Source organism: uncultured Roseibium sp. (genome assembly GCF_947496995.1).
In the GTDB taxonomy this organism is placed as follows: domain Bacteria; phylum Pseudomonadota; class Alphaproteobacteria; order Rhizobiales; family Stappiaceae; genus Roseibium.
On sequence record NZ_CANMFD010000005.1, the window covers coordinates 25,797 to 49,540 of the forward strand.

23 protein-coding genes are annotated in these 23,744 nt (G+C 61.0%); 15 read left to right on the forward strand and 8 right to left on the reverse strand.

Annotation, left to right across the window (positions count from 1 at the left end):
* Positions 1 to 238 precede the first annotated feature (238 nt).
* A complete protein-coding gene (locus tag Q1B40_RS19095; protein ID WP_299817867.1) occupies positions 239 to 1,252 on the forward strand; it encodes a DUF2125 domain-containing protein in 1,014 nt (337 codons plus the stop codon).
* Between the two features lie 63 nt (positions 1,253 to 1,315).
* Here the strand turns inward: Q1B40_RS19095 and Q1B40_RS19100 are convergent, their stop codons facing one another.
* Positions 1,316 to 1,777, reverse strand: coding sequence for a GNAT family N-acetyltransferase (locus Q1B40_RS19100; RefSeq protein ID WP_299817870.1), 462 nt, complete (start codon positions 1,775 to 1,777; stop codon positions 1,316 to 1,318).
* A gap of 152 nt (positions 1,778 to 1,929) precedes the next feature.
* Here Q1B40_RS19100 and Q1B40_RS19105 point away from each other — a divergent pair, with 152 nt between their 5' ends.
* The 3 genes from Q1B40_RS19105 to Q1B40_RS19115 are packed head-to-tail and all read left to right on the forward strand — an operon-like array spanning position 1,930 to position 4,038.
* The gene (locus Q1B40_RS19105; RefSeq protein WP_299817874.1) at positions 1,930 to 2,892 is read left to right on the forward strand and encodes an EamA family transporter; all 963 of its coding nucleotides are present in this window, start codon (positions 1,930 to 1,932) and stop codon (positions 2,890 to 2,892) included.
* A gap of 35 nt (positions 2,893 to 2,927) precedes the next feature.
* Positions 2,928 to 3,812, forward strand: coding sequence for a CoA ester lyase (locus Q1B40_RS19110; RefSeq protein WP_299817877.1), 885 nt, complete (start codon positions 2,928 to 2,930; stop codon positions 3,810 to 3,812).
* A 22-nt stretch (positions 3,813 to 3,834) separates the two neighbouring features.
* The gene (locus tag Q1B40_RS19115; protein ID WP_299817880.1) at positions 3,835 to 4,038 is read left to right on the forward strand and encodes a DUF1737 domain-containing protein; all 204 of its coding nucleotides are present in this window, start codon (positions 3,835 to 3,837) and stop codon (positions 4,036 to 4,038) included.
* Positions 4,039 to 4,116: 78 nt separating this feature from the next.
* Here the strand turns inward: Q1B40_RS19115 and Q1B40_RS19120 are convergent, their stop codons facing one another.
* Together Q1B40_RS19120 and Q1B40_RS19125 are read right to left on the reverse strand one after the other, a co-directional pair.
* Positions 4,117 to 4,563, reverse strand: a complete 447-nt coding sequence (locus Q1B40_RS19120; RefSeq protein ID WP_299817882.1) for a DoxX family protein — start codon at positions 4,561 to 4,563, stop codon at positions 4,117 to 4,119.
* A gap of 218 nt (positions 4,564 to 4,781) precedes the next feature.
* A complete protein-coding gene (locus Q1B40_RS19125) occupies positions 4,782 to 5,021 on the reverse strand; it encodes a hypothetical protein (RefSeq protein WP_299817885.1) in 240 nt (79 codons plus the stop codon).
* A gap of 150 nt (positions 5,022 to 5,171) precedes the next feature.
* Here Q1B40_RS19125 and Q1B40_RS19130 point away from each other — a divergent pair, with 150 nt between their 5' ends.
* The 6 genes from Q1B40_RS19130 to hflC all read left to right on the forward strand — a co-directional run bounded on the left by Q1B40_RS19130 (position 5,172) and on the right by hflC (position 10,353).
* Entirely contained in the window at positions 5,172 to 5,906 is a 735-nt protein-coding gene (locus Q1B40_RS19130; RefSeq protein WP_299817888.1) for a Crp/Fnr family transcriptional regulator, read from the forward strand.
* Between the two features lie 306 nt (positions 5,907 to 6,212).
* Entirely contained in the window at positions 6,213 to 7,019 is an 807-nt protein-coding gene (locus tag Q1B40_RS19135) for a transglutaminase family protein (protein ID WP_299817891.1), read from the forward strand.
* A 384-nt stretch (positions 7,020 to 7,403) separates the two neighbouring features.
* Positions 7,404 to 7,718: a hypothetical protein gene (locus Q1B40_RS19140; protein ID WP_299817895.1), complete on the forward strand. Its 315-nt coding sequence runs from the start codon at positions 7,404 to 7,406 to the stop codon at positions 7,716 to 7,718.
* The gene (locus Q1B40_RS19145) at positions 7,715 to 8,068 is read left to right on the forward strand and encodes a hypothetical protein (protein ID WP_299817898.1); all 354 of its coding nucleotides are present in this window, start codon (positions 7,715 to 7,717) and stop codon (positions 8,066 to 8,068) included. Before Q1B40_RS19140 ends, Q1B40_RS19145 begins: the two co-directional genes overlap by 4 nt.
* Before the next feature lie 171 nt (positions 8,069 to 8,239).
* The gene (hflK, locus tag Q1B40_RS19150; protein ID WP_299817902.1) at positions 8,240 to 9,322 is read left to right on the forward strand and encodes an FtsH protease activity modulator HflK; all 1,083 of its coding nucleotides are present in this window, start codon (positions 8,240 to 8,242) and stop codon (positions 9,320 to 9,322) included.
* On the forward strand, positions 9,319 to 10,353 hold the full coding sequence (gene hflC, locus Q1B40_RS19155) for a protease modulator HflC (RefSeq protein WP_299817905.1): 1,035 nt from the start codon (positions 9,319 to 9,321) through the stop codon (positions 10,351 to 10,353). Before hflK ends, hflC begins: the two co-directional genes overlap by 4 nt.
* A 142-nt stretch (positions 10,354 to 10,495) precedes the next feature.
* Here the strand turns inward: hflC and Q1B40_RS19160 are convergent, their stop codons facing one another.
* The 4 genes from Q1B40_RS19160 to Q1B40_RS19175 form a co-directional block, all read right to left on the reverse strand.
* The gene (locus tag Q1B40_RS19160; RefSeq protein WP_299817908.1) at positions 10,496 to 11,470 is read right to left on the reverse strand and encodes an ATP-dependent carboxylate-amine ligase; all 975 of its coding nucleotides are present in this window, start codon (positions 11,468 to 11,470) and stop codon (positions 10,496 to 10,498) included.
* A gap of 82 nt (positions 11,471 to 11,552) precedes the next feature.
* Positions 11,553 to 12,200, reverse strand: a complete 648-nt coding sequence (locus Q1B40_RS19165) for an outer-membrane lipoprotein carrier protein LolA (RefSeq protein WP_299817911.1) — start codon at positions 12,198 to 12,200, stop codon at positions 11,553 to 11,555.
* Between the two features lie 94 nt (positions 12,201 to 12,294).
* Positions 12,295 to 15,054, reverse strand: a complete 2,760-nt coding sequence (locus Q1B40_RS19170) for a DNA translocase FtsK (RefSeq protein ID WP_299817914.1) — start codon at positions 15,052 to 15,054, stop codon at positions 12,295 to 12,297.
* The gene (locus Q1B40_RS19175) at positions 15,051 to 16,274 is read right to left on the reverse strand and encodes an aminotransferase class I/II-fold pyridoxal phosphate-dependent enzyme (RefSeq protein WP_299817917.1); all 1,224 of its coding nucleotides are present in this window, start codon (positions 16,272 to 16,274) and stop codon (positions 15,051 to 15,053) included. Before Q1B40_RS19175 ends, Q1B40_RS19170 begins: the two co-directional genes overlap by 4 nt.
* 176 nt (positions 16,275 to 16,450) lie before the next feature.
* Here Q1B40_RS19175 and Q1B40_RS19180 point away from each other — a divergent pair, with 176 nt between their 5' ends.
* Complete coding sequence (locus tag Q1B40_RS19180; RefSeq protein ID WP_299817920.1) at positions 16,451 to 17,107, forward strand: SGNH/GDSL hydrolase family protein; 657 nt, start codon at positions 16,451 to 16,453, stop codon at positions 17,105 to 17,107.
* A 29-nt stretch (positions 17,108 to 17,136) separates the two neighbouring features.
* Here the strand turns inward: Q1B40_RS19180 and Q1B40_RS19185 are convergent, their stop codons facing one another.
* Positions 17,137 to 17,391, reverse strand: a complete 255-nt coding sequence (locus Q1B40_RS19185) for a DUF1674 domain-containing protein (RefSeq protein ID WP_299817923.1) — start codon at positions 17,389 to 17,391, stop codon at positions 17,137 to 17,139.
* Positions 17,392 to 17,547: 156 nt separating this feature from the next.
* Between Q1B40_RS19185 and htpX the strand changes: the two genes are divergently transcribed.
* From htpX to purH, 4 genes are all read left to right on the forward strand, one after another.
* Positions 17,548 to 18,510, forward strand: a complete 963-nt coding sequence (htpX, locus tag Q1B40_RS19190; RefSeq protein ID WP_299817926.1) for a zinc metalloprotease HtpX — start codon at positions 17,548 to 17,550, stop codon at positions 18,508 to 18,510.
* A gap of 257 nt (positions 18,511 to 18,767) precedes the next feature.
* Positions 18,768 to 20,057 (forward strand): RsmB/NOP family class I SAM-dependent RNA methyltransferase, encoded by a 1,290-nt coding sequence (locus Q1B40_RS19195; protein ID WP_367279160.1) that lies wholly within the window; start codon positions 18,768 to 18,770, stop codon positions 20,055 to 20,057.
* Between the two features lie 128 nt (positions 20,058 to 20,185).
* Positions 20,186 to 21,961 carry a heparinase II/III family protein gene (locus Q1B40_RS19200; RefSeq protein WP_367279161.1) on the forward strand — a complete coding sequence of 592 codons (1,776 nt, stop codon included), beginning with the start codon at positions 20,186 to 20,188 and terminating at the stop codon, positions 21,959 to 21,961.
* Positions 21,962 to 22,041: 80 nt separating this feature from the next.
* On the forward strand, positions 22,042 to 23,658 hold the full coding sequence (gene purH / locus Q1B40_RS19205; RefSeq protein ID WP_299817932.1) for a bifunctional phosphoribosylaminoimidazolecarboxamide formyltransferase/IMP cyclohydrolase: 1,617 nt from the start codon (positions 22,042 to 22,044) through the stop codon (positions 23,656 to 23,658).
* The last annotated feature ends 86 nt before the right edge of the window (positions 23,659 to 23,744 follow it).

A 23,744-nucleotide genomic window follows, 5' to 3' on the forward strand; every position in this document is an offset into this window, starting at 1 on the left:
ATCGTTCCCGCAGGCGCGTGGATCCCTACCAGCGCCAACCTTTGGAGCGTGTCGCACCACTCAGGGTTCATTTGATGGCGATAAACGGTTCACTTGGCAAGACGCGCTGCGCAAGCGATGCGGCGTATCGGACAAAAGAAGCCATATTGGCAAGACATGCTCCAGTCGATGGTGACCGCCCAATTCAACAGGGAGAGTTCGAAACGTGACGCCTACTGCAAAAAAGACAACAAGATCCATGAAGCGCCGCTACATTCTCCTGTTGTCCGCCGTTGTGCTGGTGACGGCCGGCTGGTCCGCTGCCTGGATCTACGGCCGGTCGGTCCTGGCCGATCAGCTCGACCTGCAAATGACCCGGATGGCAGAGGCCGGACTGGTGGTCTCGTGCACAGACCTCGCCATAGGCGGGTTTCCTTTCCGGTATGAAGTCAGTTGCCCGGACATGCGTTCACGCGACCGGAACGGAATGGCCGCATCGCTCGGCGGTCTGAATGCGGTCGCGCTGGTTTATAATCCCCGCCACGTGATCTTCGAGGTCAAGTCACCGGCGGCATTGACCAGTCCGATGACCGGGGTTTCCGGTGACGTCACCTGGGAGACTGCCCGGGCCAGCCTGAAATTCCGGCAAAACGCGCTTGGCGAGTTCAATGCGGTCGTCCAGAAGCCGGAAGCCGAATTTGAAAATGCTATCTCCGCGGGCGTTTTTTCAGCGGAGAAGGCTGAAGTACACATGCGCGAAGCACCGGATCTGCCGGGTGCGCTGGATGGTTTTGTCTCAATCGATGCGCTGAAGCTGGAGTCCCTGCCGGATCTCCAGGACACGGTTGACCTGCGCGGAGGTATTCGGATTGCCGGAGGAACCGCTTTGCTGGCCGGTACGGATCTTGCCACCCTGGTTCGCATGAACGGCGAAGACCTGCCCGTCAGGCTTGACCGGCTCGAAGCTTCCGTTGGGCAGAGTTCCGTGGCGTCCAGCGGCGAGATGCTGGTTCACGGTGACGGGACGCTGTCCGGTACGCTGGCGCTGACACTCGGCAATGCAACGGCGCTTCTGCAGTCACTCAAGCCGATGTTTCCACCGAAGGATCAGACTTTCGCGCTTCTGGAAGGCATCATCGGCAGTCTGGAGCCGGCGCAAGGGGCGGATGGCGTTGCCACGATCACTCTTCCGGTGAAGATAGACCGCGGCGTCGCCAGCGTTGGTTTCCTGCCGCTTGGCCGGATCCCCGCACTGTTTCCTGCGGGCATTTAGCCACGCGGCCTCACGCAAGATTCCTGAAGAGAATCCGTGGCGCCGAAACCGGTCAAACCCGGCTCAATCTCCCGCGAGGCGGTCTATCGGGATGATATAGCTCTTGCGATGATCGGGCTCGGCGATCTTCTCATAGAGTGCGACGGCAGGGGTGTTCTTGCCCGGTACAATCCAGCGCAGATGCAGCCAGCCGCGGCTCTGGCCTTCGGCTACCAGGGATTCGATGATCCGGCGGCCGATGCCATGGTTGCGGTGATCGGGATGGACATAGATGTCGTCCAGCTGACCGATCCGCAGGCCTGTGATCAGTTCGGGCAGATCGAAGAAGACCGCGAAGCCGACCAGTTTTCCGTCCTCAAAGGCGCCGACGACCTCGGCCGTCTTGTCGCCAAGGATCCGCTCCGCGTAAAATTCGTCCGGACGGCGCGGCGCACCGCGTTTCAGCGCCTGGGCGTTTTCGGCGATAAGCGGGGCGAGCTGGTGTGCATCATCCAGACCAAGGGCCCTGATTTCCGTCTTAGACATGAATTCCCCGGAAGTGACAAATCGTTGAAGCAAATCGCACCATGTCCCGAAACCGGAGCAAGGATCAAGGACTTCGAGAAAATTCGGGCGAACTCTTTCGTCGTTCCCGGTTTCATGCGAAGTGCTCAGGCTGGACTTGAGGCAGGGGTGTCATGTCAGACGCAAAACGGGTGAAAGCAACGGTCATCGGATTGAGCGCCGTCCTGATGTGGGCGACGCTTGGCCTTTTCGGTGCGGGCTCCGGTCAGGTGCCGCCCTTTCTCCTCAACGCGCTGTGCTTCGGAATTTCGGGAAGCCTGGCGCTTGTCTGGCTTCTGGCAACAGGCAAGCTGAGACTGCTGCGCCAGCCGCTGCGGGTCTGGGCTTTCGGAACCTTCGGTCTGTTCGGATTTCATTTCTTCTATTTCACCGCCATCCGGAACGCTCCACCGGTGGAAGCCAACCTGATCAACTACACCTGGCCCTTGCTGATCGTTCTGTTTTCAGCCTTCCTGCCGGGCGAGAAGCTGCGCCTTCACCATGTCATCGGCACGATCCTGGGGCTCGCCGGGGCGGTGCTGCTGATCTCCGGCGGCGAAGGTCTCTCGTTTTCGGGTGGATCGGCTCTCGGGTATGCTGCCGCGGTAACTTCCTCGCTCTTCTGGTCGAGTTACTCCGTCCTGTCGCGGCGTCTCGGGGCCGTGCCGACGGAAGCCGTCGCCGGTTTCTGTCTGCTGACCGCGCTCCTGTCTGCGCTGTGCCATGTGATGCTGGAACAGACGGTCTGGCCTTCGGGCGGGCTGGAATGGGCGTCCCTGCTCGGGCTTGCCCTCTTTCCGGTGGGGCTGGCGTTCTTCACCTGGGACATCGGCGTGAAGCGCGGCGACATACAGGTTCTGGGCGCGGCAGCCTATTCGGCGCCGCTCCTGTCCACGCTTCTCCTGATCGCCTTCGGGTTCGGCGCGCTGACGTTTTCGGTTGCCATTGCCTGTGTGGCCATAACGGTCGGGGCGCTGATTGCGGCGAAGGACATGATCTTCAGAAAGCGGCAAGACAAACGCGCCCGTGAGCAGGCGGGCGATACCGGCCTCCCCCCTTCGGAGCATTCCACTTCGCCTCATGATCCTCTAGGTTGACCGAATTCTGTTTCGACAGCCAGCAGGACCCGACGATGACCGCAGTTTTCAAGCCCCGCCGCTCCGCTCTTTACATGCCGGGTTCGAATGCCCGTGCGCTGGAAAAGGCCAAGACGCTGGATGTCGATTGTCTCATTCTGGACCTGGAAGACGCCGTTGTCCCGGATGCGAAGCAACTGGCCCGGACGCAGATCGTCGATGCGGTGAGCACAGGCGGTTATGGCGAGCGCGAGGTGGTCATCCGGATCAACGGCCTTGGCACGCCCTGGGGTGAGGACGATCTTGCAGCTGCCGTCAAGGCCGGGCCGGACGCGATTCTGGTGCCGAAGGTGAATAACCCTGCCGATCTGCAGCGCATTGCCCACAAGTTGTCCGTACACGGCGCGGCGCGCGAGTTGAAACTCTGGGCGATGATGGAAACGCCGGAAGCGATGCTGAATGCCGGGGCCATCGGTGCCTGCGGCAAGGATCCGGAAGTGCGGCTATCCTGCTTTGTCATGGGCACCAACGATCTGGCCAAGGAAACCCGTGCCCGACTGATCCCGGGGCGGGCGGCCATGACGCCCTGGCTGATGACCTGCGTCGCGGCGGCGCGGGCAGGCGGTATCGATATCCTCGACGGTGTCTTCAACGCCTTTCAGGATGAGGATGGTTTCAAGGCCGAATGCGCGCAGGGTGTGGAGATGGGCATGGACGGCAAGACGCTGATCCATCCGAAGCAGATCGATCCCTGCCACGCAGCTTTCAGCCCTTCGGAAGAAGAGGTTACCTGGGCGCGCCGGATCAATGCTGAATTCGACAAACCGGAAAATGCCGACAAGGGTGCGATCCAGGTGGACGGCAAGATGGTGGAACGGCTACATGCGGAAATGGGCCGCCGGGCGATTGCCATCGCCGACGCGATTGCGGCTCGCGGCTGACTTGAAGAGACGAGAGATAGTCATGAAGCTTTATCGGTTCATTACCGGCATCGACGACAGTGAATTCTGCCACCGGGTTACCCAGGCGCTCAACAAGGGCTGGGACCTGTCCGGCTCCCCGTCGCTGACCTATGACGCCACACGGGGCGCGACCATTTGCGGTCAGGCGGTGACGAAGGAAGTTCCGGGTGACTATTCACCGGGCATGAAACTCGGCGACTATTAAAAGCCTGGGCCTGAAACGCGCGCGGCTTCCGGGACAACCGGAAGCCGTGAGGCGTTTTCGTTGTTTCAAGCGGGCCGGTCAGGACCGCTTGGTGAGCGCATCGATGCTGAAGCGGCCGGCGCCATAAGCAGCAATCTGCAGGAGACCGCCTGCGATGCTGATATTCTTGAAAAAGTGAATGAACTGGTTCTGATCACCCAGCGCGTTGTGGAAAGCCAGCGCGGCGGCAATTGTGAACAAGGCCATGATGGCGGCGACGTAGCGGGTCTTGTAGCCGGCAATCAGCGCGATGCTGCCGATGATTTCCACCGCAACCGCTCCGACATAGGCAAGGGTTGCGAAAGGAAGGCCAGAGGCGCTGATCCAGGCGATCGTGGCGTCCGCTGCTCCGAGCTTGGTCAGGCCGGAGAGAAGGAACAGGGGAGCGATCAGCAGACGGCCTGCGAGCGGCAGGGCGCCGTCGAGATTGCGGCTGATCAGGGTTGAAGTTTGTTCAGGGTTTGCAGTCACATCCAAGTTTGCCATTTCACCAGTCCTTGTCAGTCGGGTCATCACCGTGATGCCCTTTGTCTGACTGCAAGATGGTGTCTATTCAAAGTGGCATAAACACCAAATTCATGACCATATTGTCCACTAAACAGAAACAATAATCTGTGGCCATGTTGGCGTTCGAGGCGTTCGGGCAAGGCACCGCAGGGGGCAGACCCGTTGTCTTAAAGCCGAAAGTGCTCGCTCGTTCCGGTTCAGGGCCGCTTCACGGAATTTCCGGCGTCGATGATCCGATTTATCAGCTCGGCAACGGCAAGGTGCGTCTGCCTCACCTCATCTGGACCGACTGCGTTCTCGTGGGTTGCTGCCGCATCGCGCAGAACCCCCTCGATTTCGTGCTCGGGGAGAAGGTTGTGATCGCCCAGGGCAAGCAGCAGCGCCTCGCAGATCGAGAGGGCTGCCATGCCTGAAAGGTCTTTCTGGTCGGGCATCATGGGTCGCCCCTCTTGGGTATCAGGTTTCAGGACCGGTCGGGAGCCTGACGAACTTCACCACACTTGCAGAAAGTGCGGTATGATGGACTGATCGAAAGCAGTCCTCGTGCAGACGTCTTCGAAAGTTTTTCAACGGGTTGGGAGTTGCTGTTGCGCGCATATGAAGAGAGCCCCTTCACCCGGAAGCTCGCCGCATTTGTGGCTCTTTCAAAGGATGAACTCTCTGTGCTGGAGCGTTTGCACCAGCGGCGCCGCTCCTTCAGGGTCGGTATCGACCTCGTGCACCAGGGTCAGTCCGAACAGACCGCGTATATCCTGTCGGAAGGCTGGGTTTGCTCCTACAAGATCCAGCGCGACGGGACGCGGCAGATCGTTGATTTCCAGATACCCGGGGACTTTCTCGGGTTGCGCAGTGTTCTGCTTCGTACCTCGGACCATAGTTTTGAACCGATCACGGATATTCAGGCGGCCGAAGTTTCGGCCAGCGACCTTCTGGAGGCATTCGCACAGACCCCCCGGCTGGCGACGGCCATTCTGTGGGCGGCTTCACGGGACGAGGCGATGGTGGTCGAGCATCTCGTCGGTCTCGGCCGCCGTCCTGCCGACGCGCGCATGGCCCATTTCCTGCTCGAACTCGGCGCGCGGCTGCTACTCGTCGGCCTGGCGGACAAGTCGGGATATGCCTGCCCGCTCACCCAGTATCATCTTGCCGATGCGCTGGGGCTCAGTGCGGTTCACGTGAACAGGGTTCTGCGGCATTTGCGGGAAGACGGACTGGTCACTTTCCGCAACGGTCATGTGACATTCGATGACTATGACCGGCTGATCGACTTTGCCGAATTTGATCCCGCATATCTGGATCAGGCCGGTCCGGTGTTGTTGTGATTGTGATTGGCCACAAGGAAATTTCGAGCCTGAGCTAACACCGATCAGCATGCGGCGGACGGTTGCTGCGCTATGATAATGAAGGACAGCTCACGCTCGGAAACGGCGTTTCGTGCGCGCGCATGAAAAGGCTTGCGTCCGGCCGAAAGAAAAAGAATGACCGCCCGGTCGATCGGGAGCCGGATGAGCAGGCCTCCGGGTGGAACCGATTGGTAGTTCGGGCGTTGATCTGTTTGACACGTCAGTGGATCTTAACCGCGTTCAATTGAAGGCGAGGATGCTCCCGCCTGAAAGAGGAACGCACATATGAGAATAAGCCTAGGCTGCCGTCTTAGTTACCAGTTGCCGCAGGCGACACCGATGATCGCGATGCTGAACGTGCATTATTCGCGTTTCGGCGATCTCGAACGCCCGGATTATCTGACAACCTCCCCCAGCGTGCCGTTGGAAAGCTATCGCGACGGCTTCGGAAACTGGTGCACGCGGCTTGTCGCACCGCCCGGAGCCTTCACGCTGACCACCGACGGTATTATCCGCGACCTTGGACAGCAGGATCCGGCATCTCCCGGCGCCAAACAGCATACCGTCCAGGATTTGCCGTCAGAGACGCTCGTCTATCTCCTGGGAAGCCGCTATTGCGATACGGATCTCTTGTCCGACGAGGCCTGGCGATTGTTCGAACGAACGGAACTCGGCTGGGCCCGGGTTCAGGCTATCTGCGACTACGTCCACAACCATGTCACTTTCGGGTATGAGCACGCGCGGTCCACACGTACAGCTTCCCAGACGCTGGCGGAAGGGCGCGGGGTTTGCCGCGATTTCACGCATCTGGCGATCAGCTTCTGCCGCTGCATGAATATTCCGGCGCGCTACTGCACCGGTTACCTCAGCGATATCGGCGAGCCATTGCCGCATCCCCCCGGAGATTTCGCCGCCTGGATGGAAGTCTATCTCGATGGCCAATGGTGGATGTTCGATCCGCGCAACAATGTGCCCAGGTACGCCCGGGTTCTCATTGCCCAGGGACGCGATGCTTCAGATGTGCCTCTGACCCAGACCTTCGGACAGAATACTCTGACTGAATTCAAGGTGTGGACCGAAGAAGTGCAATAGCACGGGTCCGGATTTTATTTCCCGGCGAGATTGGTCATCGCCCTCACAGTGCAGCCGTTCACCGCGCAGGCAGAACGGCCGCGCTGGGAGTCTTGCGGTCAATATTCCGTTCGCTCGAATAGAGCCTCTCAAAGAAATTCACCATACAAACGCGCGCTCCGAGCCACCGCAGCGGTGGCAATGAATTTTTCTTCGAGCGATGCAAGAGGCCGTGACGCCTGATGTATCGACCGGAAAGATTCCGGCCGACGCTAACGTCGATCAGGGCGAAAGGTCTTCGTACTTAATACGTTCATTGAAATCTTTACGCGCCGCGATGATCTCGCGGGCAAGTGTTCGGTGACGCATTTCAGAAAATCTACAGCAAGTCCATGGAGTCCGGCGATGAAAACACGGTCATCCAGATCGACAGTGACTTTTTTCCGCCCGTTCACACTGGTGGGTAATCCTGACGTGATCCCAGCCGGCGACTACGAGGTTCTTATCGAAGAAGAACGTCTGGAAGGCCGGGGTTTCCTCGCATACCGGAAAACGGCGACTTACGTGCTCGTCGCCGGCAAGGGTGGCAGAGCCGGCCGGATGGAAAAACTCGAGGTTTCCGGGACCGACCTGGAAACAATGCTCAGTCAGGACCGGGACATTCCCGAAAACATCCAAAAAAGCGATGCGGCGCTCTCTCCGCAGGAGGACTTGAAATGAAAACTCCCGAATGGTTGAAACCTGCCCTTGTTGGCGCCGGTGTTGGCGCGGTGGCCCTTGCCATCCTCGGTTTCTCTTGGGGTGGCTGGGTCACCGGCGCAAGCGCGAGCAAGATGGCGAACTCGATGTCGGAAGACAACGTCGTCGCAGCATTGGTGCCCGTTTGTGTGGACATTTCCCGTTCCGATGCGGAACGTGTGAGCAAGCTGGCCGCGATCCGCGAAGCTTCCACCTACAAGCGCCGTGATGTTCTCATGGAAACGGGCTGGGCGACGGTCCCGGGCTCGGATGCTCCCAGCCGGGATCTGGCAAAAGCCTGCCTGACCGCGCTCGAAATCGACAAGTCGTAAACGGGAACCGGCAGCACGGCCGCGAACCCGCGGCCGGCGGCAGGCAGGCCAAATCCGGTCTGGCGGCCAACGGGCGCACCGGACCCCGGATTGCAGAGAAAGTGGACGAGATGGCGCTAGAGAGTGCCATCCACTGCCTCGCATTCCCTCAAAACAGCAGGAAGAAACCTCTTGGCTTCACAGAATTCCGCATCGGACAACCAGGGACCGTGGAACAACACGCCCCCTCGCGCACCACCCGAGATCGAAGCCCTTTTCCGGCAGGGCAAGCAGATGTTTGGCGGCATGGGATCCGGAGGTCCGCCGTCCTTCAAGGGCATTCTGGCGTTCGGCGTGATTGCCCTTGTCGCGGTTGGCGCATGGTCCTCCTATTACACCGTTCCGAGCGACTCGGTCGCGGTTGTCCAGCGTTTCGGCAAATACATTTCGGAAGTTCCGCCGGGCCTGCATTTCAAAATCCCGATGGGTATCGATGTCGCCACGATCGTTCCGGTGGAACGCCAGCTGAAGCAGGAGTTCGGCTTTTCGACACCCGGTGCGGTAGATCCCTATCAAAGTCCGTCGGACGGCCGCCGCGAGACGGAAATGGTCACCGGCGACCTGAACGCCGCCCTTGTGGAATGGGTGGTGCAATACCGGATTTCCGAGCCGTTGAAGTTTCTGTTCGAAGTGCGCGAACCCGGTGCAACGCTCCGATATGTTTCGGAATCGGTGATGCGCGAAGTGGTCGGCGACCGGACAGTCGATGAAGTCATCACCATCGGCCGGCAGGAAATCGAGACCGAAGCGCTTTTGAAGATGCAAACCCTGACGACGAAATATGCTATGGGCATCAGCATCGATCAGGTCCAGCTGAAAAACATCAATCCTCCCGAACCTGTTCAGGCTTCCTTTAACGAAGTCAATCAGGCGCAGCAGGAGAAGGAGCGCCTGATCAACGAGGCGCGCCGGGAATACAACAAGGTCATACCGCTGGCCGAAGGCGAAAAGGACCAGCGTATCCGCGAGGCCGACGGTTACCGGCTGAAACGCATCAATGAGGCTGAGGGCGATGCCGCACGATTCAGCTCGCTTCTGGCGGAATATGTGAAGGCACCCGCGGTCACAAAGCGGCGGATCTACATCGAGACGCTTCAGGACGTGCTGCCTTCAATCCAGTCGAAGATCATTGTCGACGGATCGACCGGAAGCATCCTGCCTCTTCTCAACCTTGACCGGCAACAGGGCGGCCAGCAACAGGGGGCAAAACCATGAAGCTCGTATGGGGAATTCTTGCCACAATCGCCGCCGCCGTCGTGGTGACGGCCTTTGCCGCCGCCTACACGGTCAACGAGGTCGAGCAGGCCATCATCACACAGTTCGGCAAGCCTGTGGGCGAGCCTGTCACGACGGCCGGCCTCAAGTTCAAGCTGCCGTTCGTCCAGGTCGTCAACCGGATCGATCGCCGGGTTCTGGAGTGGGACGGCAATCCATCCGACATGCCCACCAAGGACAAGCTCTACATTTCCGTCGATCTGTTCGCGCGCTGGAAGATTACAGAACCTCTGCAATACTTCCTGCGTCTGCGCGACGAACGCAGCGCTCAGTCGCGCCTCGATGACATTCTGGGCAGCGAAACGAGAAATGCCGTTGCCAAGCACGAGCTGATCGAGATCATCCGCACGACAAAGGGGCGGACCCCGTTGCGGGATTCGCTTCTGACCGATGACGAGCTCGCGCAGGATATCGGCGCGCTGCTTCCGATCCAGAAGGGCCGGGCTCTCGTCGAGCAGGAAATCTTTGCAGCCGCGGCGGAAAAGGTCCGCGTCTTTGGAATTTCCCTTCTCGATATCCGGTTCAAGAGGATCAACTACAACGAGAGTGTGCGGCCGAAGATCTACGACCGGATGGTTTCCGAGCGGCGCCAGATCGCCGAACGCTTCCTGTCCGAGGGTAATGGCGAAGCGGCGCGTATTCGCGGCAACAGGGTGCGGGACCTGAACAAGGTCCAGTCCGAAGCCTACCGGGCCGTTGAGGAAATCCGGGGCGTGGCCGATGCCTCGGCTGCCGACATCTATGCGCGGGCCTACAACATCGATCCCCGGGCAGCGGAGTTCTACGAGTTCACGCGAACCATGCAGGCGTACAAGGACATGATCTCCGGGGGAACGACGCTTGTTCTTTCAACGGAAAGCGATCTCTTCAAATTCCTGAAGGGAGTGGGGCCGGAAGATTCAAATTACCCGAATCAACTTCCCGCTTCCAGCCCGGCAATATCAAGCAAGGCTGGCTCTCCCGGAGAATGATCCGGGCGGTCTTCCGCTTTGAAATCGTTCATCAGACCTCCCCTTAATTCCGATTGGGGGTCTGATGAATTGAGGGGCGGATTGTATTCGATTGCAGCGCCGGGTTGTCGAACCGGGTTCACCCGATTTTCCCTAATATCCTTCACGTGACAAAAAGCATCGCGAAAAGCGCTTCATATATTTTTTCAACCAGCGCGGCCTCCTGTGCGCCCTGCCGGGAAAGATTGCTCAGGCCAGGTGCAGCGTTGACTTCAAGAATGAAGGCGGGGGTGTCCGGGCGTGTTTCGTCGGGCAGGATCAGGTCCACTGCGGCATAGCGCAGGTTCAGGATCTCAGCCGCGCGCCGGGCAATGGTGGCCAGGCCGGGAGGGAGGTCCGGGGTGACGATCCGGGCGGTGCCACCGGATGAAAGATTGGCGATCGGCAGAAGCGTGACGGTTTCTCCCGGTACCGGGACGGTTTCCAGATCCCGGCCATGTTGCGACAGCTCGAAATCAAGCCTACCGTCGGCGGTATCGATGCGCGGCTCCGCCTCGACCAGTTCGGCGAGGGTTCGCTGGCCGTCGCCTACCACCTCAGGCGGATGCCTTTCGACAGCGGCAAGGATCTCGCCGTCCAGGACGATCACCCGCAGCTCCGTGCCGACGATTTCCTCCTGCATCAATAACTGGTCGTGTCGCTTTGCCAGAATATGCAGGGCGCTCTGAAGCGTGTGACGCGTGTCGATCCGCATCACGTCCTTGCCTTCGCGTCCGGTATTCGGCTTTACGAACAACGGGAAACCGGTTTGTTCAGCGAAATCCAGAACACTGTCCGGCAAGCGTTTGCAGCCGCGGATCTCGGCGCCGGAAATGAACTGCCCGGCCGGGACCGCCAGTCCGGCCTGCTTCAGGAACATGGCCGCATAGGCCTTGTCATTGGCGATTTCCGCCGCGCCGTAGCTGTTGAGATCGAAGCGCGTGCCCTTGAAGAACCAGCGTTTACCGGGGGGACTTTCGACAAGACCCGCGTGCCCGTGCGGGTCGGCAGCCGTCAGGCGCAGTTCGTTGCGCTGGCAATAGGTTTCCAGCAACCGGAACACCAACGAGCGGGTTTGGGCTGAGGGTGTTTCGGTCATGCTTTGCGGGGTCCTGAGGGCTGGCGCGTTTGCGGTTCGACGGACCGCAGAGCCCAGGGCGATATCGGCCCGCCAATCCTGGTTAGTTCTGGTTCTGGCGGGCGTTGGCCAGGTAGTCGATCTTGAAGAGGTCCGGATTGGTCGGGCCGTTGGAGACTACATTATAGACCGCGACGGAGGTGTCGTAGCCCTGCTGGTCCGTGACGGTCCATTGCTTCAGGGCGTAGTCCTTGGCATCGAAAATCAGCGTCAGTGTGCCGGAGTTGAACTTGGTCTTGTCGAGGATCGTTACGGTGACGAGATCCTCTTCGACCAGAACGTTGGTGACGTTCGTGTCCTTCTGAAGATTGATGTCGTCGGACAGCAGAAAACGCAGCGGGGTCTGGCCGAGCGGCCAGATGTCCTGGGTGTTCAGTTTGCGGTCCTTCACGGAAACGGACGTCCCGTCCGCGACGATGTCCAGAACCGACGGCTTGTTGTAGTAGAAACGCACCTTGCCTGGACGGGCCATGTAGAACTTGCCGTCCGACTGGCTGCCGTCCGGGCCGAACTGGATGAAGTCGCCATGCATGGTCTTCACGGAATTGAAGTAGGCATTCAGATCCTGAAGAGTTTCCTGTTCCTCGGCGGTCAGGGCTTGCGCGGCCGTCAGTGCCGTCACCGACAGGACTGCGGCGAGCGCCGTCCGCAGGAGAGGCTTGACCAGGCTTTGAGCGAAGCGTTTCAGCATGAGACAGTTCCCTAAGTCGTTAGCGTCGCCAACTGTTTTCTTGTTGCTGCTGCCTAGTTAGTCACCGTGTGTGGCAAAGCTTTGGCAGAGCGGCCTAAAAATCTTCCTCAAGACCGTTTTGCACGAGAATTTCGCGCTTTCCGGCGTGATTCGCGGAGCTGATCAGACCTTCCTGCTCCATGCGTTCGATGAGCGAAGCGGCACGGTTGTAGCCGATCGACAGGCGCCGCTGGATATAGGAAGTCGAGGCCTTCTTGTCCTTGAGAACGATGGCGACCGCCTTGTCGTAAAGGTCGTTGCCCTCTTCGCCGCCCGCGGAGCTGCCGCCGTCATACGGGCTGTCTCCGCCTTCGTCCTCTTCGGTGACGGCTTCCAGATATTGCGGCGTGCCCTGAACCTTCAGGTGCTGGACGATGTCCTCGACCTCGTCGTCGGCGACGAAGGGGCCGTGAACGCGCTGGATGCGGCCGCCACCGGCCATGAACAGCATGTCACCCATGCCGAGAAGCTGCTCGGCGCCCATTTCGCCCAGGATGGTACGGCTGTCGATCTTCGAGGTCACCTGGAAGGAGATACGGGTCGGGAAGTTCGCCTTGATGGTGCCGGTGATGACGTCCACGGACGGACGCTGTGTCGCCATGATCAGGTGAATTCCTGCGGCACGGGCCATCTGGGCGAGCCGCTGGATCGCGCCTTCGATGTCCTTGCCGGCAACCATCATCAGATCGGCCATCTCGTCGACGACGACGACGATATAAGGCATCGTCTCGAGCGGCAGGTCCTCGTCCTCGTAGATCGGCTGACCAGTGTCGCGGTCGAACCCGGTCTGGACGGTTCTTGTGAAGCTCTCGCCCTTTTCCAGCGCCTGCTTGATGCGGGTGTTGAAGCCGTCGATGTTGCGGACGCCCATCTTGGACATCTTCCTGTAGCGGTCCTCCATTTCGCGGACGGTCCACTTTAGGGCGACGACGGCCTTCTTCGGATCGGTCACGACCGGTGTCAGCAGGTGCGGAATGCCGTCATAGATGGACAATTCCAGCATCTTCGGATCGATCATGATCATCTTGCACTGCTCGGGTGTGAGCCGGTAGAGCAGGGAGAGGATCATGGTGTTGATCGAGACGGACTTGCCCGAGCCGGTGGTGCCGGCCACCAGAAGGTGCGGCATGCGGGCCAGGTCGGCGACGACGCTCTCGCCGTTGATTGTCTTGCCAAGCGCAAGTGCCAGTTTCGACTTGGATTTCTCGAAGTCCTGCGCCGCCAGCAATTCACGCAGGTAAACCGTCTCGCGGCGGGCGTTCGGCAGTTCGATGCCGATGGCGTTCTTGCCCGGAATGACCGCCACGCGGGCGGAAATCGCGCTCATGGAGCGGGCGATATCGTCCGCAAGCCCGATGACACGGGAAGACTTGATACCCGGCGCCGGTTCCAGTTCGTACAGGGTGACGACGGGTCCGGGGCGCACTTCGAGGATTTCGCCGCGCACGCCGAAATCTTCCAGAACACCTTCCAGAATACGGGCATTCTGCTCCAGTGCGTCCGGGGAAAGCCCGGGGATCTTGCCACCCACCTTGGGTTCGGACAGCAGGCGCAGCGGTGGAAGTTCGTATTCTTCCGGTGCGCCGAGGAAGGACGGCTGCGCTTCGTCGATGGCGCGCTTGCTCTGTTTCGGACGCGGGGCCGGGGGGATCACCCGGCCGGCCTGAGGTGCCGATCCGGCAGACTGCGGTGCGGCGGCCTGCGGGACGGGGTCGGGCGAGGCAATGCCGACCGGAACCGCCGGACGGCCGGCAACCGGTCCCTTGTCGATCAGAAGTTCGTCCGGCGCAAATGTGTCGCCTTCGTCCTCGAGAGGATCGTCCGCATAGATCTCCTCGCCATCGGCATAACGGCCACGCTGGTAGAATTCGTCCAGGCCGTCATCGTCCCCGCCGGGCAGCAGACGGCCGGTCAGGGCACGGCGGAATGCCTTCAGGCGGCTGCCGTGATGTGTGTCATCGGCCTCAAGGTCGTCATCGACGTCGTCCTCTTCGTCCCAGATCTCCTCCTCAGGCTGCGAAGAGCGCTTCAGACCCGTCATGCGGCGAAGCTGGGCGACGGACTGCAGTCCCCAGTGCGCCAACTGGCCGACAAAGGCACTCGCCATGAGGCTGAGACGGGATTCGCCGTCCTCGTCGTCGAGGCCGAGATCCTCTTCCAGAGACTTGCCGTGACCTTTGGGCGTCGCGGAGGGTTCGACGCGTTCCGCCGGGCGGCCGGCGGAGCCGAGCCAGCCGGCTGCGGCCAGAAGGAAAAGCACGGAGGGCACGCCCAGGCCGAGGCCGCCGACGATCGTCGCGGCGCCGCTGGTCATATTGGATGTGATCACTGCCGGAACCTTGTGGACCATATCCCCGAAGAAACCGCCGAGCCCGGTAGGCAGCGGCCAGCTATCGGGAACCGGTAGAGCCGCCAGCGCGCCGGCGGCGAGACCGGAGCCGATGATCCAGTAGAACAGGCGCTTGCGGCCGATGCCAAGGTCATGACCGGTCAGCAGGCGCCATCCCCACAGGACCAGGGGGATCAGGAAGACGGCGGTCGCCAGACCGATGGTCTGCATGACAATATCGGCAAGGACGGCGCCGGGCGCACCGAGGGCGTTGCGAACCGGTCCACCCGTTGCGTGGTTGAGGCTTGGATCGCTGACCGACCATGTCGCCAGCGCGGCTGCCAGCATCGCCGCGATTGCGATGATCGCAAGACCGGCTGCTCCGACAAGATTGCGCCGGAGGAAGCGTTTGATCGGGCTTTCGGTATCCAGCAGGTTCACTGAAGACCGGCGGCCGTTTCCGCGGACTGCGCTCGCCCGTCTCATGCTTTTTCTCCCAACCAGTTTGCCATGCGTTCAAGTGCGATTTCGGTCTTTTCCAGCGGTGCGACCAGACCGACGCGAATGTAGTTTCGTCCCGGGTTGCCGCCATCGGGCTGATCCGATGCCAGGTAACTGCCCGGCAGGACCTTGACGCCGGTCGCCCGCCACAGATCGCGGGTCACGGTGACGGAGTCTCCCCATCTGCCGGTATCGAGCCACAGGAAGAAACCTGCTTCCGGAGTGACAGGACCGAGGATCGGGTTCAAATGCCGCTCCGCCGCCGCGTATTTCTCGTTGTAGAGCCGCCGGTTCTCGATGACGTGGTCCTCGTCCTGATAGGCCCGGACTGCAACGGCCTGCGCCGGCAGCGGAACCTGCGGCGCGGCCAGGCCGCGGAAGCGGGCCCATTTCGTCAGAAAAACTGGGTCGCCTGCTGCAAAACCACAGCGCAGCCCGGCCAGATTGGATCGTTTCGACAGCGAATTGAGCACGATGATATTGGAAAAACCGCCGCCCATCGCTTTTGCGGCTTCCAGAATGCCGGGGGGCGGGGTCTCGCGGTAGATTTCCGAATAACACTCGTCGGAGAAAATGAAGAACCGGTGCTTGCGCGCCAGTCCGATCAAGCGCTGCCAGTAGGGAATATCGGCGATATAGCCTTCCGGATTGGTCGGCGAGGCAATGTAGAACGCCACCGTTCTTTCAAGGAGATCCGTATCGAGACTGTCGAGGTCGGGCAGAAAGCCGTTGTCGGCGACCGCATCCAGCAGGACAGCTTCGGCGTCGGCCACATGAGCCGCGGCGGCGTAGGTCTGGTAGAAGGGGTTGGGCAGAATCACCACCGGATGATCCAGTTCCTTGCCCAGCTGGTCCCGTGCGGCGATGGCGCCGAAGGACAGGCCTTCACGGGAGCCGTTGAGCGGCAGGACCCCGTGTTCTGCATCTATCATGCCGTCCAGATTGTAGCGCCTGTCCAGCCACGAGGCGACCGCGGCGCGAAACTCCGGCGTGCCGGTGATCGGCGGGTAGCGGCGGAAACCGTCGATATTTTCCATGAGAACATCCGCCGTGAAGGCGGGAATTGCATGCTGCGGTTCGCCGATTGTCATGACGATCGGGTCGAGGCCGGGCGTCTCGCCGTCCAGAAGTGCGGCAAGGCGTTGAAAAGGATTGGAGTGAGGCAGGGAAGCTCCCCGCCTGTAGGCTTTCTGGCTGACATTCATGACCGGTCCGGCAGTCGTTACGCAAAACTTTAAGCCGACCCTAGCGCGTCCTTGGTAAATCTCTTATTAACCAAGGATAAATGCCAGTGTTTCTTTCGTGGAATTATTGGCGCGGACGTGCCGGGAACTGCTCTGCTCCACGGCGCAGCAATTTGATCCGATAAAGAAGGGTTCTCATGCCGGAAGGAACTGAACCGATTTCCGTGATCTGTTTCGGAGATTCCCTCACCTGGGGATTCAACCCGGTCGATAAATCCCGCTACGGTCACGAAATTCGCTGGACGCGGCGGATGCAAAAAGAACTCGGGCCCGGGTTCTATGTCCTGGAGGAAGGCGTCAACGGGCGCACCACCGTTTACGATGATCCGGTGATGGGCGACAGGAACGGTCTTGAGCACCTGGGAACCGTCCGCCGGACCCATATGCCCATCGATATCCTGATCATCATGCTGGGGACCAACGATCTGAAGACGCGGTTTTCGGTGAATGCGGAAACCATCGCGGCTTCCATGGGCCGCCTTCTGGATTTCGCCCGCAGGCCGACCGATGACACGGAAGGCCGGGCGCCGAAAGTGCTGCTCATGTCACCGCCGCCGCTCGGCCCCCTGGCGGGAACGCCCTTCGCGGCGCAATTCGATGACAGGAGTTACAAGGAATCCCATCGGCTTGCCGGTTGCTACCGGGAAAAGGCCGCGGAATACGGCGCGGCGTTTTTCGATACAGGCACCGTCATTTCGGCCAGTCCGATCGACGCCATCCACTTCGATGACGATCCGCAGGCGGATCTGGCCAAGGCGGTTGCCGGCGAGGTTCTCAAGCTGGTGGAAGCCTGAGTCGTCTTTACCCTCGTGAAGACCGGTTCTCAGAAATCGACCGTCAGACCCTTGATCTCCCAGTCGTCATAACGCGTCGGCTCGAGCCCGCCGCGGCCGTTCACTTCCTCGGGCATGGCCTGCTGTTTGGCATCGATCTGCTTGCGCCGTTCCTCGGCTTCCAGCAGCGCGCGCTGGGCCGCGGGGGGCAGGTCCTCGAATTTTCTTCTCGGCGCGCTTTCAGTTTCCGCTTTCAGCGAGGGTACTTCGGTCGATGTATAGGCGGCGGTGGGTTTATCTGTCATCGGCTCATTGTCTTCAACATTACGCTTCTGTCAGACTCATATAGTGCAATCTTGCCAAGAATGGCAGCAATCCCCATCTTCAATCAGGAGGCGGGCGCTCGGAATGCTCTCCTCCGGCCATATCTGAAACTGAACAGGAAACGGATCACAGCGACGATGAACTACGTTCGCACAGCGATGCTTCTGGCGGGGATGACCGCCCTTTTCATGGGGATAGGCTTCATGATCGGCGGCCAGTCGGGCATGATGATTGCCTTGGCGGTGGCTGCTGCCATGAACCTGTTCAGCTACTGGAACGCGGACAAGATGGTCCTGCGCATGCATCATGCGCGCGAGGTGGATGAACGCAGCGCCCCTGACTATTACCGCATGGTACAGGGGCTGGCGCGCAATGCCGGCCTGCCGATGCCCAAGGTCTATATCATCGACAATCCGCAGCCGAACGCCTTTGCCACCGGCCGAAACCCGCAGAATGCGGCGGTCGCGGCCACGACAGGCCTTTTGAACATGCTGTCGCCCGAAGAGGTCGCCGGCGTGATGGCGCATGAACTCGCGCATGTGAAGAACCACGACACGCTGATCATGACGATCACCGCGACGATTGCCGGTGCGATCTCCATGCTGGCCAATTTCGCCTTCTTTTTCGGCGGCAACCGGAACAATCCGCTCGGGATCGTCGGCGTCATCCTGATGATGATCGTTGCCCCGATGGCGGCGATGGTCGTCCAGATGGCGATTTCGCGGACACGGGAATATGCGGCCGACCGGATGGGCGCGCAGATCTGCGGCGAGCCGCTGTGGCTGGCCTCGGCGCTCGGAAAGATCGCGAACGGCGTGGAACGGATCCACAATCCCGACGCGGAAGCCAATCCGGCGACAGCGCATATGTTCATCATGAACCCGCTGTCCGGTGAGCGGATGGACAATCTGTTTTCGACGCACCCCAACACCCAGAACCGCATCGACGAGCTGCGCAAGCTTGCAGCCGGCGGCCTGGGCACCGGCGGCCGGTCCTCTTTCAGTGGCGGGTCCGCCTCCGGGTCTGCCGGACCATGGGAAAGATCGGCGCGGCCGACCCGTTCCGCCACCGTGACCCGGCCGAAAGGGCCGTGGGGATAAGGCGCTGCCGGGTGAGGTGCGCAATCAGGCCTACTTTTCTGGTTTGTAGCGCTTTCACATGAAAGCACGTTGATCTAGAATGCACTCATTGCGCCGCAGCCGGACGACCGGTCTGCGGCGCTTGGTTTTCATGCAGGTCCGGGTGTCCGGACCGCGATTGGGACAGGTAGTTGAAAAGTCCGCCGAAAAGATCCCCGGGACCTGCCGGGAAGCAGGATCAGGAGAGATCCGAAAACCCCGGATTTGCAGCCCGCAAGGTGGCTGCGGATATCCTCGGGAATGTCGTTTACAAAAAGCGGCCGCTGGACGGCGAGTTCGATGCCGCCTCCGGTCATTCGGGCCTGCGTGCACTCGCCGGCAACGACCGCTCGCTGGTGCGCGCCATCCTGGGTGCGGCGCTGAGGCATCGCGGAGAGATTGCCATTATTCTGGACAGGCTGCTGGACCGGGGCATTCCGGAAAAGACCGGCCGGGTGCTGGATATCCTGCATGTGGCGATCGCGCAGATGCTTTATCTCGACATTCCGGACAGGGCCGCCGTTTCTCTGGCGGTTGAACATGCCGGGGCGGACCGCCGGGCGCGGCCCTACAAGGGGCTTGTCAACGGTGTGCTGCGGCGCCTCGGACGGGAACGGGACGACGTCACGGCGGATATCGACGCGGAAATGGTGAATACGCCGGACTGGCTCATGGAAAGCTGGCAGGCGGCTTATGGCGCGGAGACGGCGCGCGAGATCGCAAGGGCGCATCAGAACGAGGCGGCGCTGGATCTGACGGTGAAGTCGGACCCGCAAGGCTGGGCCGAAAAGCTCAGTGGCCAGGTTGTCGGCGCCGGCAGCGTGCGGCTTACGAGAAAAGGCTCCGTGGAAGCCGTCGAAGGATTTGAAGACGGCGAATGGTGGGTGCAGGACGCGGCCGCCGCGCTGCCCGTCCATCTCCTCGGCGATATCAAAGGCCTCAAGGTTGCCGATCTTTGCGCCGCGCCCGGAGGCAAGACAGCGCAGCTCGCCCTGGCAGGCGCCGAGGTGACGGCGGTCGATATCTCCAAGGGACGGCTCAAGCGGCTGGACGAAAACATGGCCCGTCTGGGCCTGACGGTTCGCACCATCGCCTCCGATCTCAGAAACTTCGTGCCGGATGAGCCTTTCGATGCGGTTCTGCTCGACGCGCCTTGCGGGGCGACGGGGACGATCCGTCGTCACCCGGATCTTCCCTGGATCAAGCAGGCGTACGACATTGAAAAACTGAGCGAAATCCAGAGTGATCTCCTGGACAGGACCGTGGCCTGGGTCAAGCCGGGCGGGGTGATCGTCTACTGCACCTGTTCACTGGAACCGGAAGAAGGTGAAGCGCAGGCGGCAGCCTTTGCCGAGCGTCATGCGGGTCAGCTGCGGCTTGAGCCGATTGACGCAAAGGAAGTCGGCGGCCTCGATCATCTGATCACCGAGAGCGGATATTTGCGCTGTCTTCCGTGCCATCAGGTGGGCCCCGGTGCGGACGTGAAGGGTATGGACGGGTTTTTCGCTGCCAGATTCAGGCGGCTTTAACGCGGCATAAACGGTTCACTTGCAATGATTATTTAAATGAAATGCTAACCTTAATGCCTTGTTTTCAAATTATGACGCCGGAGATACCCAATAAACGCGCATAGACCATCAGTTGCGGGGATGGTTTGGTGAATATCGCTAGCCTCAATGAAAGAAGCCTCGTCTGGCGTCTTGTGGCACTGCATGTTTGGCAACGTTCCCTTAAATGGATGCATGGCGGACCGATCTTCCGCATGCAGCCGTTTACGGCTGTGCCGTCGCGTCTGCTTCTGGCCCCGCAAGATCTGCGCACCGCCGATGCGACCAATGCCGCCGACATCTACGGCGGGCGTTTCCTGTTTTCGGGCCATCTGATCGAAACCCAGGGAAGGTCTCCCTTCGAACTGGAGACCGCACACGAGGACTGGCAGCGCGAGCTGCATTCCTTCGGCTGGCTGCGCGACCTCAGGGCCGCCGACAGCCATATCGCCCGGCAGAACGCCCGGGCGCTGGTCGAGGACTGGATCCGCTATTGCGGTCGCTGGCATCCCATCGGTTGGGAAGCCTCCGTGGTGACGCGGCGTATCCTGTCGTGGCTGGCGCATTCCCCTTTCATCCTTCTGGACGGCGATCACGAATTCTACCGCGGGTTCGTCAAGTCTCTCGCCCGGCAGATCCGCTATCTGCGCCAGACCATCAACGAAACGGAAGACGGCGTTGAGCGGCTGCATGCGGCGCTAGCCATCTCCTCGGCCTGTATCTCCATGGCTGGCCAGGGCCGCTTCGCCCGGCAGAGCATCCGCCGTCTGGAGCATGAGCTGAACCGGCAGATCCTCCCTGACGGGGGGCATATCTCCCGCAATCCGCGCGCCCTTATCGACATACTCGCCGATCTTCTGCCCGTTCGGCAGGCGTTCGTCGCCCAGGGACTGGAGATGCCGCCCGCCATGCTGCAATCGGTGGACAGGATGATGCCGCTCCTGCGGTTCTTCCGTCACGGTGACGGCGCCCTGGCGCATTTCAACGGCATGGGATCGACACCCAACGACCTGGTGGCGACAATCCTGGCCTATGACGATGCAAGGGGCGCCCCGCCCCTCAACGCGCCGCATTCCGGATATCAGCGGCTGAGCGGCGGGGACTCCGTCGTTCTGGTCGACACCGGCCCGGCGCCCGAACCCGGCGTGTCCGGCGACGCCCATGCCGGGTGCCTGTCCTTCGAGTTTTCCTCTGCACAGAACCGCATTGTCGTGAATTGCGGCGTATCGCCGAAATCCAATCCGCTGTGGCGCAAGGTGAGCCGGTCAACCGCCGCGCATTCCACCGCGACCATCGAGGATACATCCTCCTGCCATTTCCTGTCTGAAAAGCCCTTCGGCCATCTGCTCGGCGCGCCGATACTTTCCGGTCCCGTCAAGGTTCCGGTCGAACGCGAGGATGACCTGGCCGGAAGCCGCATCATTGCGTCTCATGACGGCTATGCATCGCATTTCGGTGTGGTGCACAAAAGGGATCTGCGCCTGTCGGGCGATGGAACGGTGCTCGACGGTATCGACACGTTCTCCGCCGTCGGAGCCATCGATCCGGAGCACCGCTACGCAATTCGCTTCCATCTTTACCCGGGACTGAAAGCATCGCTCATTCGCGGCGGAACGGCGATCCTGCTGGTGTGCCGCGACGGTGAGGCGTGGGAGTTCGATGCCCATGGAAGCGAGCCGCTTCTGGAAGAAAGCATCTATCTGTCGGATGTCTACGGTCACCGGAGAGCCGAACAGATCGTTATCGCGGGTTCCGTGCAGGAAGAGCCGTCCGTCGGCTGGCAATTCCGCAAAACGGCAGCCGCCAAACTGAGCAGGCGCGGTACCAGCGATTTCGACGAACCGGATGAACTGCCGCTTCAGGACCCGGTGCCGGACGCGTCCTGACATCTAGGATCTTCCGATTTGCCTGAAGACGTGTTAGGGCGACCTTTCTTCCCGGATCTTCCCTATCGCGAGGCAAATTCATGGCCATTGTGTCCAAAGCCGTTCCTGTTCCCGACCTGGTTCCCGTCAAGCGCGCGCTCCTTTCCGTTTACGACAAGACCGGTCTCGTCGACTTCGCCCGGGCCCTTGCGGACCGGGGCGTCGAGCTGGTGTCGACCGGCGGGTCGCACAAGGCGCTGAAAGACGCCGGGCTGGCGGTTCTGGACATTTCCGAGGTTACCGGATTTCCGGAGATCATGGATGGCCGGGTGAAGACCCTGCATCCGATGGTTCATGGCGGGCTTCTGGCAATCCGGGGCGACGCCGATCATCAGGCGGCCATGGCGGAGCACGGCATTTCCGGCATCGACCTGTTCTGCGGCAATCTTTATCCCTTTGAAGAGGTGGTTGCTTCCGGCGCCGATTATGCCTCCGGCATCGAGAATATCGACATCGGCGGACCGGCGATGACGCGGGCCGCGGCGAAGAACCACGCCTATGTGACGGTGGTGACCGATCCGGCGGATTACGACACCGTGATCGCCGAACTGGACGCAAACGACGGACAGGCGCCGGTTGCCCTGCGCAAGAAGCTGGCGCTGAAGGCCTTCGCGCGCACGGCAGCTTACGATGCGGCGGTTTCCAACTGGATGGCAGACCAGCTCGACGAGGCCACGCCCGCCCATCGGGCGGTAGGCGGTGCGCTGGCCGAAGTCATGCGGTATGGCGAAAATCCGCACCAGACGGCGGGTTTCTACAAGACCGGCGAAAAACGTCCGGGTGTGGCGACCGCGCGTCAGCTCCAGGGCAAGACACTTTCCTACAACAATATCAACGACACGGATGCAGCTTTTGAGTTGGTCAGCGAATTTGATCCGGACCGTACTGGCGCGGTCGCCATCATCAAGCACGCCAATCCGTGCGGTGTGGCCGAAGGGGCGACCCTGAAGGACGCCTACGAGAAGGCGCTCCGCTGCGACCCGGTCTCCGCCTTTGGCGGGATCGTCGCGCTGAACAGGACACTGGATGCAGCGGCGGCGGAAGAAATCGTCAAGATCTTCACCGAGGTCATCATAGCCCCCGGCGTGGACGACGCGGCCCTCGAAATCATCGCGGCAAAGAAAAACCTCAGGCTGCTCGTCACCGGCGGTCTCGCCGATGCCCGCGCCAAGGGGCTGTTCGTCAAATCCGTTGCAGGCGGCCTCCTGGTCCAGTCGCGTGACAACGGGGTGGTCGACGATCTCGACCTGAAGGTTGTCACGAAACGCGCGCCAAGCGAGCGGGAGCTGGCGGATCTGAAATTCGCCTTCCGGATCGCCAAGCACGTCAAGTCCAACGCCATTGTCTACGCGAAAGACGGGGCGACGGTCGGTGTCGGCGCCGGACAGATGAGCCGGGTGGATTCAGCCCGGATCGCCGCCCGCAAGGCGCTGGATGCAACCGAGGCCGCAGGTCTTGCAGAACCGCTGACCAAAGGCTGTGTGGTTGCCTCCGATGCGTTCTTCCCCTTCGCGGACGGGCTTTTGTCCGCCGCCGAAGCCGGGGCGACCGCCGTTATCCAACCGGGCGGCTCCATGCGCGACGATGATGTTATTGCAGCGGCAGACGAAGCCGGGCTTGCGATGGTCATGACGGGCATGCGGCATTTCCGCCACTGAGGGTGGCTCGCCGTAACGAAGAAAATACCGCGTCAGATCGCTGAACTCTCGGCGTGATAACGGTGTCTTGACGGTCCAGTCAGTAG